10 protein-coding genes are annotated in these 16,209 nt (G+C 73.0%); 1 reads left to right on the forward strand and 9 read right to left on the reverse strand.

Features of this window, described 5'->3' with window-relative positions; translation table 11 throughout:
- Positions 1-6 precede the first annotated feature (6 nt).
- Genes Q5425_RS33710 through Q5425_RS33720 form a run of 3 tightly spaced genes read right to left on the reverse strand, consistent with a single transcriptional unit; the run spans position 7 to position 2,161 of the window.
- A complete protein-coding gene (locus Q5425_RS33710) occupies positions 7-1,185 on the reverse strand; it encodes an MAB_1171c family putative transporter (protein WP_308676398.1) in 1,179 nt (392 codons plus the stop codon).
- The gene (locus tag Q5425_RS33715) at positions 1,182-1,742 is read right to left on the reverse strand and encodes an ImmA/IrrE family metallo-endopeptidase (RefSeq protein WP_308676399.1); all 561 of its coding nucleotides are present in this window, start codon (positions 1,740-1,742) and stop codon (positions 1,182-1,184) included. The genes Q5425_RS33710 and Q5425_RS33715 overlap by 4 nt, the downstream gene beginning before the upstream one ends.
- Entirely contained in the window at positions 1,739-2,161 is a 423-nt protein-coding gene (locus tag Q5425_RS33720) for a helix-turn-helix transcriptional regulator (protein WP_308676400.1), read from the reverse strand. The genes Q5425_RS33715 and Q5425_RS33720 overlap by 4 nt, the downstream gene beginning before the upstream one ends.
- 199 nt (positions 2,162-2,360) lie before the next feature.
- On the opposite strand from Q5425_RS33720, the gene Q5425_RS33725 reads away from it, so the two are divergent.
- The gene (locus tag Q5425_RS33725; protein ID WP_308676401.1) at positions 2,361-2,939 is read left to right on the forward strand and encodes a hypothetical protein; all 579 of its coding nucleotides are present in this window, start codon (positions 2,361-2,363) and stop codon (positions 2,937-2,939) included.
- Between the two features lie 127 nt (positions 2,940-3,066).
- Here the strand turns inward: Q5425_RS33725 and Q5425_RS33730 are convergent, their stop codons facing one another.
- Genes Q5425_RS33730 through Q5425_RS33755 form a run of 6 tightly spaced genes read right to left on the reverse strand, consistent with a single transcriptional unit; the run spans position 3,067 to position 16,208 of the window.
- Entirely contained in the window at positions 3,067-3,813 is a 747-nt protein-coding gene (locus tag Q5425_RS33730; RefSeq protein ID WP_308676402.1) for an alpha/beta fold hydrolase, read from the reverse strand.
- Entirely contained in the window at positions 3,810-4,883 is a 1,074-nt protein-coding gene (locus Q5425_RS33735) for an HAD-IIIC family phosphatase (protein ID WP_308676403.1), read from the reverse strand. Before Q5425_RS33735 ends, Q5425_RS33730 begins: the two co-directional genes overlap by 4 nt.
- Positions 4,880-6,022, reverse strand: coding sequence for an acyl-CoA dehydrogenase family protein (locus tag Q5425_RS33740; RefSeq protein ID WP_308676404.1), 1,143 nt, complete (start codon positions 6,020-6,022; stop codon positions 4,880-4,882). Before Q5425_RS33740 ends, Q5425_RS33735 begins: the two co-directional genes overlap by 4 nt.
- Positions 6,023-6,025: 3 nt before the next feature.
- Positions 6,026-6,277: an acyl carrier protein gene (locus tag Q5425_RS33745; RefSeq protein WP_043787964.1), complete on the reverse strand. Its 252-nt coding sequence runs from the start codon at positions 6,275-6,277 to the stop codon at positions 6,026-6,028.
- A 30-nt stretch (positions 6,278-6,307) separates the two neighbouring features.
- Positions 6,308-7,150, reverse strand: coding sequence for a 3-hydroxyacyl-CoA dehydrogenase NAD-binding domain-containing protein (locus Q5425_RS33750; RefSeq protein ID WP_308676405.1), 843 nt, complete (start codon positions 7,148-7,150; stop codon positions 6,308-6,310).
- 34 nt (positions 7,151-7,184) lie between these two features.
- Entirely contained in the window at positions 7,185-16,208 is a 9,024-nt protein-coding gene (locus tag Q5425_RS33755; RefSeq protein ID WP_308676406.1) for an SDR family NAD(P)-dependent oxidoreductase, read from the reverse strand.
- Between the last annotated feature and the right edge of the window lies 1 nt (position 16,209).

The raw sequence follows: 16,209 nt of genomic DNA on the forward strand, positions 1-16,209 counted from the left end.
TGACCGTCAATCAGCCGGTCCGGTGACGGGTAGTGACCTGGAGACCTGCACCAGCCAGGCCACATCCGCCGTGAGGTCGGCGTCCCGGACGCGGGGCTCGGCGTGGTTTCCGCCCGGCTCGCCGGGGGACTGGCCGGTGCGGAACCGGCGCAGCCCGGCGGCGAGCATCGCGGCTTCGGCGTGGGCCGCCCTGCGTGGCTCGGGCAGCGTCGACTCGCTCAGCGCGCGTCGGTAGTCGGCGTCCCGGCAGTAGCCGAGCAGGGCGCGCCGGGCGTCCCAGATCTGCATGACCCGCAGATGCAGCCGCAGGTCGACGTGACGGTGCAGCGGCGACCACCCGGGCCGCGACGGCGGGAGGGACAGGCGAACGTGGGGGAAGGCGCCGGTGAGCTCGGCCCACAACGGGCGCAGGCGGCGGTGCGCGTGATAGGCCCACCACCAGCCTCTGACCTGCGACAACCGCGGTCCCCAGACCGGTGCGGTCAGCCCGCACAGGGAAAGGGGCACGGCGACCGCGAGCAGCCAGCCGATGAGCGAGCCTTCCTTCGCCGCGGGCTGGTGACCGGTGACCGCGAGCGCCAGGTACCCGGCGCGGAGCAGGAAGTAGAGCACGCCGGCGAGCAATCCCGCGGTGCCCGCCAGCAGCCCGCGGCGGATCCAGCGGTCGTCGGCCCGGCGCGACCACGTCCAGGACGTCTTCGCCAGTGCACCCACGATGATCCCGGCGTAGATCGTGAACACCACCAGGTAGCCGCCGGCGAGCGAGCTTTCGCCGTAGTGCCCCAGGTGCGCGGCCGTGAAGTCGCCGGGGTCCGCGAGCACCGCCGGGAGCACCATGAGCGTGAGGGTCGCCGCGAGCACCCAGGCCTGCCGGACGGTGTGGCGCACGGCTTCCCGGTGCTCGTGGACCAGGAAGGCGTAGGCGCAGTAGCCGGAATACAGCCCCACGACGGTGCAGACGTGTTGTGTGGTTGCCGAAATCCGAGCCCAGAGGGGAAGCGGACGGGTGGCTTCCGCGCCGTATTCGAGCAGGCCGAGGTAGAGGCCGAACGCCACGAGCAGCGCGCACAGCCACGCGCAGAGCAGCGCGTCGTTGCGGGGATTGCGCAGCACGGCACGGAGGAAGAGCAACCAGGCGGCCGTCGCGCCCGTCGCGGCGAGGACGGTGCTGTCGAGGAAGATCACGAGCGGGGCCGCCGGGCGAGAAGGGCTTCCTCGAACCGCTTGTTGGCTTCGGCGACGGCGTCGGAGCGGAGCGGCCGGCCGCCCCGGCGCCGGACGGCGGCGGCTCGCGAGGACATCAGCGCCGCCGCGATCTCGGCCACCTTTTCGTCGATGGCCGAGTAGCCCTCGCGCTTGGCGAACCGCTGCGCACCGCGCACCGCTTCCGGATCCAGCTCGTCCAGTTCCTCCTGCGTCAGGTCGCCGACCGAGGTCCCGCGGTGCCCGAACAGGATGTGGGCCGCTTCGTGCATGATCACGTGCTCCCGCTGCAGGGGTGGCAGGGTCTCGTCGACCACGATCACCAGGTCCCGGGCGCGCTCGATGACCAAGCCGCCCGCCCCGTCTCGGGGCAGCGCGGTGGCCAGCAGCGCGACGCGCTTGCCGCCCCGGCCGGCGATCTGCTCCAGCAGTGCGTTCAGGTCGAACGGGGCCGGCCAGGTCAGTTCGTCCAGCACGCACTCGATCGCGCGCCGCACGGCGGACAGGCTCGCCCCCGCGTCCCGGAGGGGATCCGTCATGAGGCGGGAGCGTCCGGTTCGTCCAGTTGTTCGATGAGCCGGGCGACCGCGAGCAGGCTTTCCGGGGACAGGCTGCCGAGCCGGGCGTTGATGCCCGTGACGCCGCCACGATCGGCGGCTTCCTGCAGGCGCTGCGCGGCGGCCAGTGACTCGAGCTGCTCGTCGGCGACCGCGGCCTTGTCGTCGTCGAGGAAGTAGGTCACCTTCACGCCGAAGAACCGGGCGAGCGCTTCGAGCGTCTCGATCTTCGGGTTCCGCTCCTGGCCGGTGCGCAGCTTCCACACCGTGGTGCGCGACTTCCCGATGTGCTCGCCGATGGCCTGGTCGGTGACGGTGTGCTCGCCGTCGCGAGCCGCCTTCTTGGCGATCAGGGTGGTCAGCGCCTGGTCCAGAGTGCGCTGCGGGTGCGGTTCGGCCATCGTCCAACCTGTTCAGTAAACTTTACTTGACGCGTCTTCCGGTCGATCCCTAGTATTCCGGACATCGCTCCTCGGGTGCCGGTCCGGTGCCCTGGAGCCGAGGGGGGTCTGCGGGCGCGTGGGGGAGCGCGTCCGCTCTCGACGCGCGCTTCCCGGTTGGATTCTCCCCTGTAACCCACAGAACAGGAGTGAATTTTTGATGTCTGGGAAAAGATCGCGGATCGCTGCGGCGGTGGCACTCAGCCTGCTGACCGTGCTGTCACTCGCGCAACCGGCCTCCGCGGCCGCGCAGTCGTCCGTGCGGGTCACGGGCACCCAGTGGCACGCGTCCGCATCGAACTGCCGGACGGTGTACCTGCGCTCGAACGCGAGCTTCTATTGGGTCGCCGCGGAATTCGGGAATGACAACCGGAGGCTGCGCGCTCGGACCAATGGCGACAACGGGCTGGGAACCTGGGAGAGGTTCACCCTTCGCGGCGTCGGCTACGACTACACCCTCCTGTCGTCCGAAGGCAAGTACGTCTCCGCCGACACGGGAGGCGACGGGACCCTGTACGCGCGAGCCCCGTGGGTGGACTCGTGGGAGAAGTTCCACATCTACAGCTACTACGATGTCGACTCCCACAACAGCAACATCAACATCACGTCCGCGGTGAACGACCGGTACGTCTCGGCCGACATCGGCGGCGACGGCACGCTCCGCGCCCGTGCCACGGCCCCCGACCTGTGGGAGGGGTTCCGGATCTACCTGGTGGAGAACGACGCCTGGTCGTGCTGACGGGTCTCCGGCAGAGGTGATGGGCCCGTCGCCAGGGGTATTGGCGGCGGGCCCACCACGTTCAGGGGGGTCAGGTCTCAAGCGCCACATTGGGTGCGTTGAACGCAACCAACGCCACATTGGGGCGCTACGACCACGGGCGGAGGGCGGCGGCCAAGTGGGCCAGGGTCACGTCCTCCTGCTCCAGCACCGCGAAGTGCCCACCCTCCAGGACGTGGCCGCGGAACGGCCGGACCGTCTGCTCCCGCCACGCCAGCACCGACTCGACACTCGCGCGCACGTCGGCCGTGCTCGCCAGCGCCGTCACCGGAAGCTCCAACGGCGGACCACCCACATACGCGTACGTGTTCTTCACCGTCAGGTCCGCCCGGATCGGCGGCAGGATGAGCCGCAGCACCCGCGGGTCGTTCAGGAACACCTCCGGCGTCCCGCCCAGGCTGCGCAGCAGCGCCACGATCTCCGCGTCGCCCATGCCCGCGACGATCGGGTCGTCCGGGGTCAGCCACTGCGGGGCCGGGCAGCCCGACACCACCAGGTGCACCGGGAGAGAAGCGCCGCGGCGGGCGATCTCCCGCACCAGCTCGAACCCGACCAGCGCACCCAGGCTGTGGCCGTAGACCGCGTACGGCGAGTCGTCCGACAGCACAAAATCCGCCAGGTCGGCGACGAGCGCAGGCATCGACGTGTGCGGGGTGTCCTTCTGCCGCGTCTCGCGGCCGGCCGGCTGCACCGGGCACACCGTCACCCCGGGCAGCCGGCCGATCCACGAGCGGAACGCCGACGCCGAGCCGCCCGCGTGCGGCAAGCAGTACAGCCGCACGTTCCCCGCGGTCACGGGGAACGGCAGCCAGCGGCTCGCCACGGCCGTCGTCACGACTCCACCTCGAGCGTCACGTACGCCGGCGGCTCCTGGATCGCGTCCAGGTCCGCGGCCAGCACCACGTGCGCGCCGTCGCGGGAAACCTCGCGGAACCCGCTGAACGCGTACGTGATCTGCATCATCCGGTTGCGGCCGGTCTCGACGAAATCCGCGCGCAGCCCGGCGCCCGCGGCGCGGGCCAGGCGCATCACGTGGCCCAGCAGCACCGTGCCGACCCCGCGGGACATCACGCGGCACGACATCAGCATCATGTTGAGCCGCCAGTCCGGCGACCCCTTCTCCAGCAGCGCCAGGCCGATCTTGCCGTAGGAGCCGAACTTGTCGGTCAGCGACGCGACGAGCAGCACGTGCTCCGGAGACGAGCGCAACGCGTCCAGCTCGTCGTAGGAGTAGGTCCGCCCGGTCGAGTTGAGCTGGTTGGTGCGGACCGTCAGCTCCTCCGCCCGCTGCAGGTCCTCCCGCCGGGCCGGCGCGATGCTGAACCGCAGGTCCAAGCTCGCGAGGAAGTCCTCCCCAGTGCCCGCGAAATCCGCCTCGACGTCGTCGCGCGCGAGCTGGCTGAAGTACATCCCGCGCCGCTGCGCCGACTCGTCGGTGACGAACCGCGGCGCGAACTCCGGGCGCCGCAGCACCTCGTCGGCTTCGAGAACGTCCACAGTGGTCACCTGGGGCAGCGCGAACGCCACCTCGGCGCGCTCGAACTCCTGGTCGTCGACGAACGCGAACGCGTCCAGCCCGAGGTTGAGCTTCTGCGCGAGCTGGCCGATCGACACCGACTTCGCGTTCCACGAGATGCGCGGGAACAAGAAGTACTCGTCGAGGCCGAACTCGCGCAGCTTCGCCATGGCGGCTTCGTGGTCGTTCTTGCTGGCGACCGAGTGCAGCACGCCCATCGCGTCGAGCCGCTTGACGTGCTCGACCACCCAGGGCCGCAGCCGGACGTCGCCGTCCTCGAGCAAGACCCCGTCCCAGACGGTGTTGTCGAGGTCCCACACCACACACTTGATCTTGCCCTGCACCGGCTTCGTGCCGGAGACGGTAGCCGGCTCGATGAGACTGGTCACGGTACCTGCTTCCGGTAGGCCTCGGCGGCGATGGTCATCCGCTGGATCTCGGTGCTGCCCTCGATGATCTCCATGACCTTCGAGTCCCGGTAGAACCGGGCGACGGGGTAGTCCCCGCTGCAGCCGTTCGCGCCGTGCACCTGCACAGCTTCTGACGCGTGCTTCGCGGCCGCGGTGGAGGCGAAGTACTTCGCCACCCAGGTCGCCATGATCGTCGCCGAGTCGCCGCGGTCCTTGAGCCGCCCGGCCTCGGCCAGCAGCAGCCGGGCCGCGCGGACGTCGGTGACCATGTCCGACAGCTTCGCCTGGATCAGCGGCAGGTCCTTGAGCGGCGTGCCGCCGACGGTGCGGCGGGTCGTGTAGTCCGCGCACGCGTCGGCGCAGGCCTGGATGATGCCCACCGACCCGGCCGCGACGCTGTAGCGGCCGAGGTCGAGCGTGCCGGTGAGGACCATGCCGGAAGCGAACCCGCTCGGCCCGAGCAGTGCGTCGGCGCCCAGCCGGACGCCGTCGAAGCCGATGGAAGCCAGCATCGACGAGCGGGTCCCGAGGATGTCGTCGATCGGGGTGACCGTGACGCCGGGCGTGTCACGCGGCACGAGCAGCGCGACCGTGCTGGCCGGGCCCTTCGCGAAGACGAGGAACAGGTCCGCGCGCTGCCCGTTGGTGGTCCACTTCTTGAGGCCGTCGAGCCGCCAGCCGTCGCCGTCGGGGGTGGCGGTGGTGGTGATCGCGGCCGTGTCGCTGCCCGCGCCGGGCTCCGACAGGCAAAACGCGCCGAGGACGCGTCCGCTCGCCAGGTCCGGTCCCCAGCGGTGTTGCTGCGCCTCGGTGCCGAAGCGCAGCAACGCCCAGGAGAGCATGGTGTGCACGGTCAGCAGGCTGCGGACCGACGAGCAGCCGCGGCCGACCTCCTCGTGGATCTCCCCGAGCGTGACCATGTCCGTGCCGGCGCCGCCGAGCGCGGGCGGCAGGAACGGCGCCCACAGCCCGGCTTCGGCCAGCTTGTCCAGCAGGTCCTCGGGGATCCGCCCGGCCTTGTCCCACGCGTCGGCGAAGGGCACGACGTGCTCGTCCACGAAGGCCCGCGCGGACCCGCGGCCGGGCGCGCGGACCGGGGCGGTCAGTACCTCCGGCACGGCTCAGCCCACCGTCGCGGCCGGGCGCAGGCGGCCGACCAGCTCGGTCATCGCCGCCGCGGTGCGGAAGTTGTCGATCCGCAGCTCGTCGTTGGGGATGGTGACGCCGAACGTCTTCTCCAGGTGCATCACCAGCTCCATGGCGAACAGGGAGTTGATGTAGCCGAGCGAGAAGATGTCCTCGGTTTCGGTGATCGCGGCCTGCGGGAAGCGGCCGGTGATGAAGGCGAGGATGTCGCCGGTGGTCTCGGACATGGCAGGTTCTCCTTCGGTGGGTTCAGGGGTTCAGCTGTAGGTGTAGAAGCCGCGGCCGCTCTTGCGGCCGTGCAGGCCGGCGTCGGTCATCTGCTTGAGCAGCGGGCAGGGGCGGTACTTGGAGTCGGCGTAGTGCTCGTAGAGCACCTCGACGCTGTAGAGGATCGTGTCGACGCCGATCAGGTCGGCCGTCTCCAGCGGACCCATCGGGTGGCCGAAGCAGCCGCGGAAGACCTCGTCGACCGACTCCGCCGTGGCGACGCCCTCATGGACGAGGTAGGCGGCCTCGTTGACCGTCAGCATCAGCACGCGGTTGGACACGAAGCCCGACGCGTCCTTCACATCGACCCAGCGCTTGCCGATGCTGGTCAGCAGCGCGCGGGTGCGCAGGATCGTCTCCGGCGTGGTGTGGAAGCCGGGGATCAGTTCGACGACGGGCTTCTGCGGCACCGGGTTCATGAAGTGCACGCCGATGACGCGGCCCGGGTTCTTGCCGACCGACGCGATCCGGGTGATCGGGACGGCCGAGGTGTTGGCGATGATCACCGTGTCCGGGCCGCAGACCTCGTCGAGCTCGGCGTGCACGGCGGCCTTGATGGCCCAGTCCTCGGTCACGTTCTCGACGAGGATCTCGGTCTTGTCCAGCGCGGCCAGGCCGACCGCGGTGGTGATCCGGGCGAGGATCTCGTCCGCGTCGAGCGCGGGCCCGCCCATGAGCCGGCTGAGCCGGCAGTTGCGCGTGATCGCGGCCCGGGCCTCGTCGAGGATGCGCTCGCCGGTGTCGACCAGCACGACCTCGTGGCCCGCGGCGGCGAAGTCCTGGGCGACGCCGATGCCCATGACGCCGGCGCCCACCACTCCCGTGACTGCCATGATTGTTCCCTTTCTGGTGTGAGGACTTCGGGTTTCAGGCCCGGCGCCGTCGGGCGGCCGCGGCCTTGATGCCGGAGCGGCGCAGCTGTCCCTGCGCCTGGCTGTCGGGTGCGGGTTCGATGGCCGCCGGGCCGCCGGCCGCGATCTTCGCGAGCGCGGCGACGGTCGGGGCCTCGTGGATGATGTGCGGCGGCAGTTCCGCGTCCGGGAACGCCGTGCGCAGCGTCGCCAGCAGCGAAATGCCGAGCAGGGACGTGCCGCCGAGCTCGAAGAAGTTGTCCGACGCGCCGACCCGGTCCAGGCGCAGCGAGTCGCACCACGCCGCGGCCACCGCGCGTTCGGCGTCGCCTTCGGGCTCTTGGAACGGCGTGACGAGCTCCGGCCGCGGGTGCCGGTCGGCCGTCGAGCCGCCGTGCGCGGCCGAGGTGACCGCGTCGACGCTGAACCGGGCCGCTACCGCCGTCACCGCCGGGAGGTCCTGGGTGGACACCACGACGTGCGGTTCGCCCGAGGCCAGCGCGCGCAGCAGCGTGCGCCAGCCCTGCTCGAAGTCGATGCCGAACTTGGCCCGGTGCTCGCGGAAGTAGGTCTGGATGTCTTCCTCGTACCCGGAAAGCCCCTCGTCCCAGGCGTTCCAGGTCCATTCGCCCCACGAAATCGACACCGTGCGGCCGTCGTGGCAGGCGGCGTAGGCGTCGAGCCACGCGTTGCCGGCGCAGTAGTCGACCTGGCCGGGACCACCGCCGGTGACCGACGTGATCGAGGAGAACAGCGCGACGAAGTCGAGGTCCAGGTCGGCGGTGGCCGCGCTGAGCGCCCGGGAGCCGGGCAGCTTCGGGGCGAAGACCTGGTCGGCGTCGCCGGGCTCCTTGAACTGCATCAGCCCGGTGCCCGGCACGCCCGCGGTGTGCAGGATGCCGTGCAGCGCCCCGAATTCCCCGAGGGCCACGGCGACCGCGCGCCGCACGTCGGCCTCCTCGGCGACGTCACCCTCGACGACGACCACCTGCCCGCCGAGCGTCTCGACTTCCAGGACGCGGTTGACGCGGTCGCGGATCGTGCCGGGCACCTCGTCGGTGCCGTCGGCGATCCCGGCCCAGCGCTCGCGCGGCGGGAGGCCGCGGCGGCCGAACAGCACCAGTTTCGCGTGGCTGTCGCGGGCCAGCCGCTCGGCCATCGCCAGCCCGATCCCGCCGAGGCCGCCGGTGATCAGGTAGACGCCGTGCTCGCGCAGCACGTCCTTCGCCTGGTCGATCGGTTGCGGCGCCAGGACCTCGTAGCCGGGCACCCAGCGCCGGGAACCGCGCAGCGCGACCGTGCGGCCGGGGGCGGGTCGATGGAGCTCGGCGACCACCGCGGCGGCGCCGGCGGCCGCGTCGACGTCGATCAGCCGCGTCTGCACGCCCGGGTACTCCATCGGGATGACCAGGTTCGGGCCGGTGAGCGTGGCCGCGTCGGGCCGGAGCTCGCCGTCGTGCAGGACGCGCTGGGTGCCGGTGGCGGCGAGGTCGAGCGTCCAGCCGCCGAGGCCGAGCTCCCCGGCGGCGCGGGCCAGCGCGACGAGCGTGTGCAGGCCGAGCAACAGGGAGTCGTCGTCGAGGTTCCACAGGTGGACGACGCGATCCAGGCGGGTCCCGCCGCGCTTGAGGTCGCGCAGCAGGGCCAGCAGGTCGCCGACGTCGCCGGGGCGGACGGTGGCGTCCGGGCCCGGCCGGTACCCCGCGCCCGGCCGGACCACGGTCACCGGGTCGCCGGTGCGGCGGATCCCGTCGAGGACGTCCTCGGCGCGGCCGGCACGGGCGAACACCAGCCAGGACGCGGGCTGCGGCGCGGCGGGCGCGGCCGAGGTCTGGCGCCACGTGGGCAGGTTGATCCACTGCTCCTCGGGCAGCAGCGGGATCCGGTCGAACTCCTCCAGCGGGCCCTCCGCGGGCGTTTCGATCCGGGTGGCACCCGAGACGGGGGCCGCCTCGATCCAGTAGCGCTGCCGCTGGAAGGGGTAGGTCGGCAGCGGCACCCGGCCCGGGGCGGTCCCGCGGTAGACCGGTGTCGCCGTGCCGCGGCCGTGGTAGGCGGACCAGTCGAAGTCCGCGCCGAGCAGCCACAGCCGGGCGAGGCCGTCGGTGAGGACCTCGTCGGCCGGCCGCGGGTCGTCGGCGGCGGGCAGCGTGGCGGTGATCATCGGCCAGCGGCTCGCCGGGCTGAGCCCGCGCAGCAGCGCGCCGAGCGACGGGCCGGGGCCGATCTCGACGACGGCCAGGTGCTCGTCGGCCAGGAGCTCGGCGGCCGCGTCGGTGAACCGGACGGTCTCGCCCATGTGCCGGGCCCAGTAGGCGGGGTCGGTGACGAGTTCGGCGGTTGCGTGGTCGCCGGTCACGTTGGACAGGTAGGGCAGCTCGGGCGCGTTGAGCGTGACGTTCGCGGTGATCCACGCGGTCAGCTCGGCCGCGGCCGGCGCCAGCATCCGCGAGTGGAACGCGTGGCTGGTGCGCAGGGGACGGCACGGGACGTCGGCGGCTCGCAGGTCCTGCGCGAGCTGCTCGACGGCGGCGGTCTCCCCGGCCACCACGACCAGCTCGGGGCCGTTCACGGCGGCGATGTCGATGCCCGCGAGGTCGAAACGCGCCTCCAGTTCGGTGACCGACAGCGGCACGGCAGCCATCGACCCGCCCGGCAGCGCGGCGATCAGCTCCGCGCGCTTGGCGACCAGCGCCAGGGCGTCCTCGAGCGAGAGCACCCCGGCCAGGCACGCGGCGACGTACTCGCCGAGGCTGTAGCCGAGCATCGCGGCGGGCCGCAGTCCCCAGTCCATGAGCGTCCGCGCCAGGGCGTAGTCCACGGCGAACATGAGCGGTTGCGCGAGTTCGGTCTGCTGCAGCCGTCCGGCGCGCGGGTCTTCGTCACCGGCGCGGCCGAGCAGCGCGGCCAGGCCGGGGCCGCCGCCCCGGGCGCCGGTGACGAGGTCGCCGTCGGCGTCGAGGTGGACCAGGCACTCGTCGAGGTGGGCGCGGAACACCGGCTCGCGCCGGTACAGCTCGCCCACCAAGCCGGGGTACTGCTCGCCGACACCGGCGAAGAGGAACGCCACCGGCCGGTCCTGCACCGGTTCGACGCGGGCTGCGGGGGCGCCGGTCAGGGCCGCCGCCGCGCTGTCCACATCGGACGCGACGACGGTGCGCCGGTGTTCGAACGTCTTGCGCCCCTCCTGGAGCGTGAAGGCGACGTCGGCCAGCCGCGCGTCCGGGGTGCCGGCCAGGTGCTCGCCGAGGCGCCGGGCGGCCGTGTCCGCGGCCTCGGCGGTACGGGCCGACACCGGCAGCACCTGGTAGCGGCGTTCGGTGTCCGGGTCGCCTGGTACCGCGGCGGGCCGGTCGGGCGGCTGTTCGACGACGACGTGCACGTTGGTGCCTCCCATGCCCAGCGAGTTGAGCCCGGCGATCCGCGGACGGCCGCCGTCGGTGGTCCACGGCGCGAGCTCGGCGGCCACCCGGAACGGGCTGTGCGCGAAGTCGATCTCCGGGTTCGGGGCGGTGTAGTGCAGCGTCGGCGGGATGAGGCCCTCGCGGACGACCAGCGACGCCTTGATCAGCCCGGCCGTGCCCGCGGCGCGGTCGAGGTGCCCGACGTTCGGCTTCACCGAGCCCAGGGCGCAGTACTGCTTCTCGGCGGTGTCCCCGAACGCGCGGGTCAGCGCGGCGACCTCGATCGGGTCGCCCAGCTCGGTCGCCGTGCCGTGGGCCTCGACGTAGCCGACGTCTTCGGCGGCGACGCGGGCGTCGGCCATCGCGTCGGCGATGACCCGCGATTGGCCGCCCACGCTCGGCGCGGTGTAGCCGACCTTGAGGGCACCGTCGTTGTTCATCGCCGACCCGCGGATCACCGACCAGATGTGGTCGCCGTCGCGCAGGGCCGCGCCGAGCTTCTTCAGCACGACGACGGTGGCGCCGTCGCCGAACATGCTGCCGTGGGCCTGGGCGTCGAAGGTGCGCACGTGCCCGTCGGGTGACTCCTGGCCGCCGGGGGAGTGCAGGTGCCCGATGCGGTCGGGCACGCGGACCGAGACGCCGCCGGCCAGCGCCATTTCGCAGTCGCCGGCCCGGATGCTGCGCATCGCGGTGTGCACGGCGACCAGCGACGTCGAGCAGAAGGTCTGCACCGCCATGCTCGGGCCGCGCAGGTCGAACAGGTACGACACGGTCGTGGTGAGCGCGTCCTTGTCGTTGCCCATCACCAGCTCGTAGATGCTGGCGTCGGCGTCGGAGGTGAACTGCCCGGCGATGCCGAGCAGGTACGTGGAGAGGTTGCAGCCGCCGAAGACGCCGACCCGGCCGCGGTCGCCGGGCCTCGCGTACCCGGCCTGCTCCAGGGCTTCCCAGCAGACCTCGAGGAACAGCCGCTGCTGTGGGTCGGTCAACGCGGCCATGCGGGGGCTGAGGCCGAAGAACGCGGCGTCGAACCCGGTGACGTCGTCGAGCACGGGCCGCGCCGGCACGTAGGCCGGGTCGCGGACCTGCGCCGGGTCGACACCGGCGGCGATGAGCTCGTCGGGGCTGAAGAAGGTGATCGACTCGACGCCGTCGCACAGGTTGCGCCAGAACTCGTCCACGGTCCCCGCCCCGGGGAACCGCCCGGCCATGCCGACGATGGCGATGTGCCGGTCCAGCTCGTCGTCGTCCGGGTCCGCGACGACCACCGGGGCTTTGACCGGCGCGGGTGCTTGGTCGTCGAGGGTGGCGGCGAGCGCCTGGACGGTCGGCAGCTCGAACAGGGTGACGGTGGGGATGGCGACGCCGAAGCGCTCCTTGACCAGGGCGAGCATCTGCAGGGCGAGCAGCGAGTTGCCGTTGAGGTCGAAGAAGTTGTCCCGGGTGCCGACGGGTTCCACGCCCAGCACGGACGACCAGACCTCGGCGAGGCCGCGTTCGGTGGCGGTCATCGGCGGGGTGTAGGGCTGGGGCAGGTCGGGCCGCGGGAACCGGTCGGCGGTCGGCTGTGCCGCGGGTTTTGCGGTGCCGGGAAGACGCTCGTCGAGCCCCCCGGCGGCGACGATCACGGCCGGGCCGGCGTGGGCGGTGAGGTGGTCGAACGCGGTCAGGGCCTGCGCGCGGGTCATGGCGTGCTTGGCCATGGAGGCGCCGAACCTGGCGTCGAGCCGTTCGAGGGTGCCGGGCCAGGTGTCCCAAGCGGCAGCGACCCACCCGGGACGGCCGTGGGCTTCGGCCAGCAGCGCGGCGTTGGCGGCGGCGTAGCTGCCGAAGGTGACCCCGCCGAGCAGTGCCGAGGTGGACGAGAACAACAGTGTCCACTCGGGACGGTCGGCTTCCCGGAGCTCGTCGAGGGCCGCGGCCAGCACCCGGGCCCCGCCGACCTTGGCGGCGAAGTGCCGGGCGATCCCGGCCTCGTCCACTTCGGACAGCGGCGCGAAGCCGGCCGGATCGGAGTCCGCGGCGGCGTGGACGATGCCGTCGAACCTTTCGGTGAGCAAAGCCCGCACCGCGGCCGGGTCGCCGACGTCCACGCGAGGGGCGTGCACGTCGGCGCCCAGCGCGCGCAGCCGAGCCACGGCGGCATCGGTGCCCCCGCTGCGGCTGGCGAGCACAAGACGGCGGGCGCCGCGGGTGACGAGGTGCTCGGCCACGGTGAGCCCGACGCCGCCGAGCCCGCCGGTGATGAGGTAACTGCCGCCCCGGCGGATCGCCGGTGGGGCGGAGGGTGCGGCGGGACGGTAGCCGGGGACGAGCCGCTGGTCGCCGCGGTAGGCCACGAGCGGGGTGGCGGCGGAGCGGAGTTCGGCGGCGAGGAGGGCGGCGGCTTCGGCGGGGTGGTAGCTGGGGTCGAGGTCGACGGTGCCGGCGTCGAGGTTCAGGTACTCCTGGTTGGCGACGACCGGGAGCACGGCCACGGCCGCCTGGGCCGGGCGCGGCGTGGACGGGCGTGGTTCGGCTGCCGCGGGTCGGGCCGGGTCCGGCGTGGACGAGCCGGCTTCGGCGATTTCCCTTCGGCCCCCGGCTCCTGCGGCGATGCCGGATCGGCCCGGCGGGTGCCCCGAGCCGGCCTCGGCCGCCTGTCCCGCTCGGGTGGCGACCAGCACCCGGACCGAGCGTGATCCGTCGCCCGCCGCCGCGGCGAGGGTGCGCGAGACCGCGTGGACCGCGGCCACGTCGTCGTCGAGGTCGAGCACCGACAGGTCGACCACCGTGTCCGCCTCGGCCACGTCGACCACCTCGCCGAGCAGCGTGGTGAGCGCCGCGGCGACGCCGCCGGAGTCCGGCAGGATCGCGACCCGGCCCGTGGTCCCGGAGGCGGGCGCCGGTTCCGGCCGCCACGACGGCGTCAGCAGCTGCACGTGCCCGTCGGGTTCGGCGGTGAGGCGCGGGACCTCCGGGGTCACCGTGCCCGGCGCGTCGATCCAGTAGCGCGAGCGCTGGAACGGGTACCCCGGCAGGCCCACGCGCCGCGCGGCACGACCGCCGCGGACGCCGGTCCAGTCGAGGTCCACCCCGGCCAGCCACAGCCGCCCGGCTGCTTCGGCGAGCGCGGTGGTGGCCGTGGCGGGGTCGTCGGCGCCGGGGAGCGTCGGGATCACCGAGGCCCAGCGCTTCGGCGCGCACGCCCGGTGCCCGCGCACCATCGCACCCAGCGACCGGCCCGGGCCGAGCTCCAGCAGCACCGTGTCCTCGTCGGCCAGCACGGTGGCCAGCGCGTCGTCGAAGCGGACCGGGGCGCACATGTGCTCGGCCCAGTAGGCCGGCTCGGGCGCGTCGGTGACCAGCTCACCGGTCACATTGGAGACATACGGGATCGTGGGCGCGGAAAGCGTGATGTGAGCGGCCACCCACGCGGTCAGCTCGTCCCGCAGCGGGGCGAGCTGACGGGAGTGGAAAGCGTGCGTGGTGGCCAGCGGCCGGCACGGCACGCCCGAGGCGGCCAGCGACGCACCGAGCCCGGAGATCGCCTCGGCGGTACCCGACACGACGGTCAGCTGCGGCCCGTTCAGCGCCGCGATGTCGAGGCCGGTGCCCGCGATCCGGGCACGCACCTCGGCAAAAGGCAGCGGCACGGCCGCCATCGCCCCGCCGGGCAGCGCCGCGATCAGCTTCGCGCGGTGCGTCACCAACGCCAAGGCGTCCTCGAGCGAAAGCACCCCGGCCAGGCACGCGGCCACGTACTCACCGAGGCTGTAACCGACCAGCACCGACGGCTCGACGCCCCACGAACGCACGAGCTGCGCCAGCGCGTACTCGACGGCGAACAGCGCCGGGTGCAGCACCTCGGTGCGGTCGCCCGCGCGCTCGCCGCCGTCCGCTCGGCCCAGCAACGCGGCCAACCCGCCGGAGCCTTCCCGCTCGCCGAGCATTTTGTCCAAAACGGACGTGTCCAGCAGCGCGCGGCAGCGGTCCAGCTCGGCCCGGAACACCGGCGCCGTCTTGTACAGCTCCGCGGCCAGGCCCGGGTACTGCTCGCCGGTGCCCGCGATGAGGAACCCGACGCGGCGGCCGGTTCCGGCGTCGCTCGAAGCGGACACCGCTCCCGAAGCCAGCAGCCGGGCCGCCTCGGCCGCCGAACCGGCGACCAGCACCCGCCGGTGCCCGAACGTCGTCCGTCCACTCTGGAGCGTGTGAGCGACGTCGGCGAGCGCGTCGCCGGAGCTTTCCAGGTGTGCGGCCAGGTTCGCCGTGGCCGCGTCGGCGGCGGCGGCCGAGCGGGCCGACCACACCAGCAGTTCCGGCCCGGCCGGGGCCGCGGCGGGCACGGGCAGCGGCGCCTCCTCCAGCACGACGTGGGCGTTCGTGCCACCGATGCCGAACGCGCTGACCCCGGCGCGGCGAGGGGTGTCGGTGCGCGGCCACGGCGTGCGCTCGGTGACCACGGTCAGCTCGGCGCCACCCCCGGTGAGCTGCGGGTTGGGCGTGCCGAGGTTGCGCGTCGGCGGGATCTCCTCGTGGTGCAGCGCGAGGGCGGCCTTGATCAGGTTCGTCACGCCGGCGGCGCGGTCGAGGTGCCCGACGTTCGTCTTCACCGAGCCGATCCGCAGCGACTCGCCCGCGAAGACCTGCTGCAGCGCGGCGATCTCGGCGGCGTCGCCGAGGGCGGTGCCGGTGCCGTGCGCCTCGACGTACCCGATGTCCGCGGGCTCCAGCCCGGCGGCGGCGAGCGCCTCGGCGATCACCGTGGCCTGGCCCTCGACGCCGGGCGCGGTGAAGCCGACCTTGCGGCCGGCGTCGTTGTTGACCGCCCAGCCGCGCAGCACCGCGTACACGCGGTCGCCGTCGGCGAGCGCGTCTTCCAGCCGGCGCAGCGCGACCACGCCGACGCCGCCGCCGAGCGGGGCGCCCAGGCCCGCGGCGTCGAACGCGCGGCACTCGCCGTCCGGCGGCGCGATGCCGCCCTGCTGGTAGAGGTAACCGACGCGGTGCGGCACGCCGATCGACACCCCGCCCGCGAGGGCGACGTCGCATTCGAAGTTCGCCAGGCTGCTCGCCGCGACGCACACCGCGACCAGCGACGTCGAGCACGCGCTCTGCACGCTGAACGCCGGGCCGGACAGGCCGAGCGTGTGCGACACCCGGGTGGCCAGGGTGTCCTTGTCGTTGCCCAGGGCGATCGCGATTTCGCCCATTTCGCGGGCCGCGTTCGCCGGGGTGAGGTTGTGGGTCAGGTATGTGCTCCACGCGCAGCCCGCGAACACCCCGATCGCGCCGTCGAACCGCGCCGGGTCGCACGCCGCGTCCTCCAGGGCGTGCTGGCTGTGCTCCAGGAAGAGCCGGTGCTGCGGGTCGAGGATCTGGGCCTCCTTCGGGTTGATCCCGAAGAAGCCCGCGTCGAACTCCTCGACGCCGGTGACGACGGCGCCCGCCTTGACGTAGGCCGGATCGCCGAGCCGGTCGGCGGGCACGCCCGCTTTCCGGAGTTCGTCGTCGGTGAAGCGGGTGATGCCGGAGCGGCCGGCGCGGACGGTCTCCCAGAGCGCGCCGACGTCGTCGGCGCCCGGGAAACGGCCGGCCATCCCGACCACGGCGATGTCCGTGGGGGAGAACTCGCTGCTGGTGTCGGTCACG

This window comes from Amycolatopsis sp. A133 (assembly GCF_031082405.1).
Classification (GTDB): domain Bacteria; phylum Actinomycetota; class Actinomycetes; order Mycobacteriales; family Pseudonocardiaceae; genus Amycolatopsis.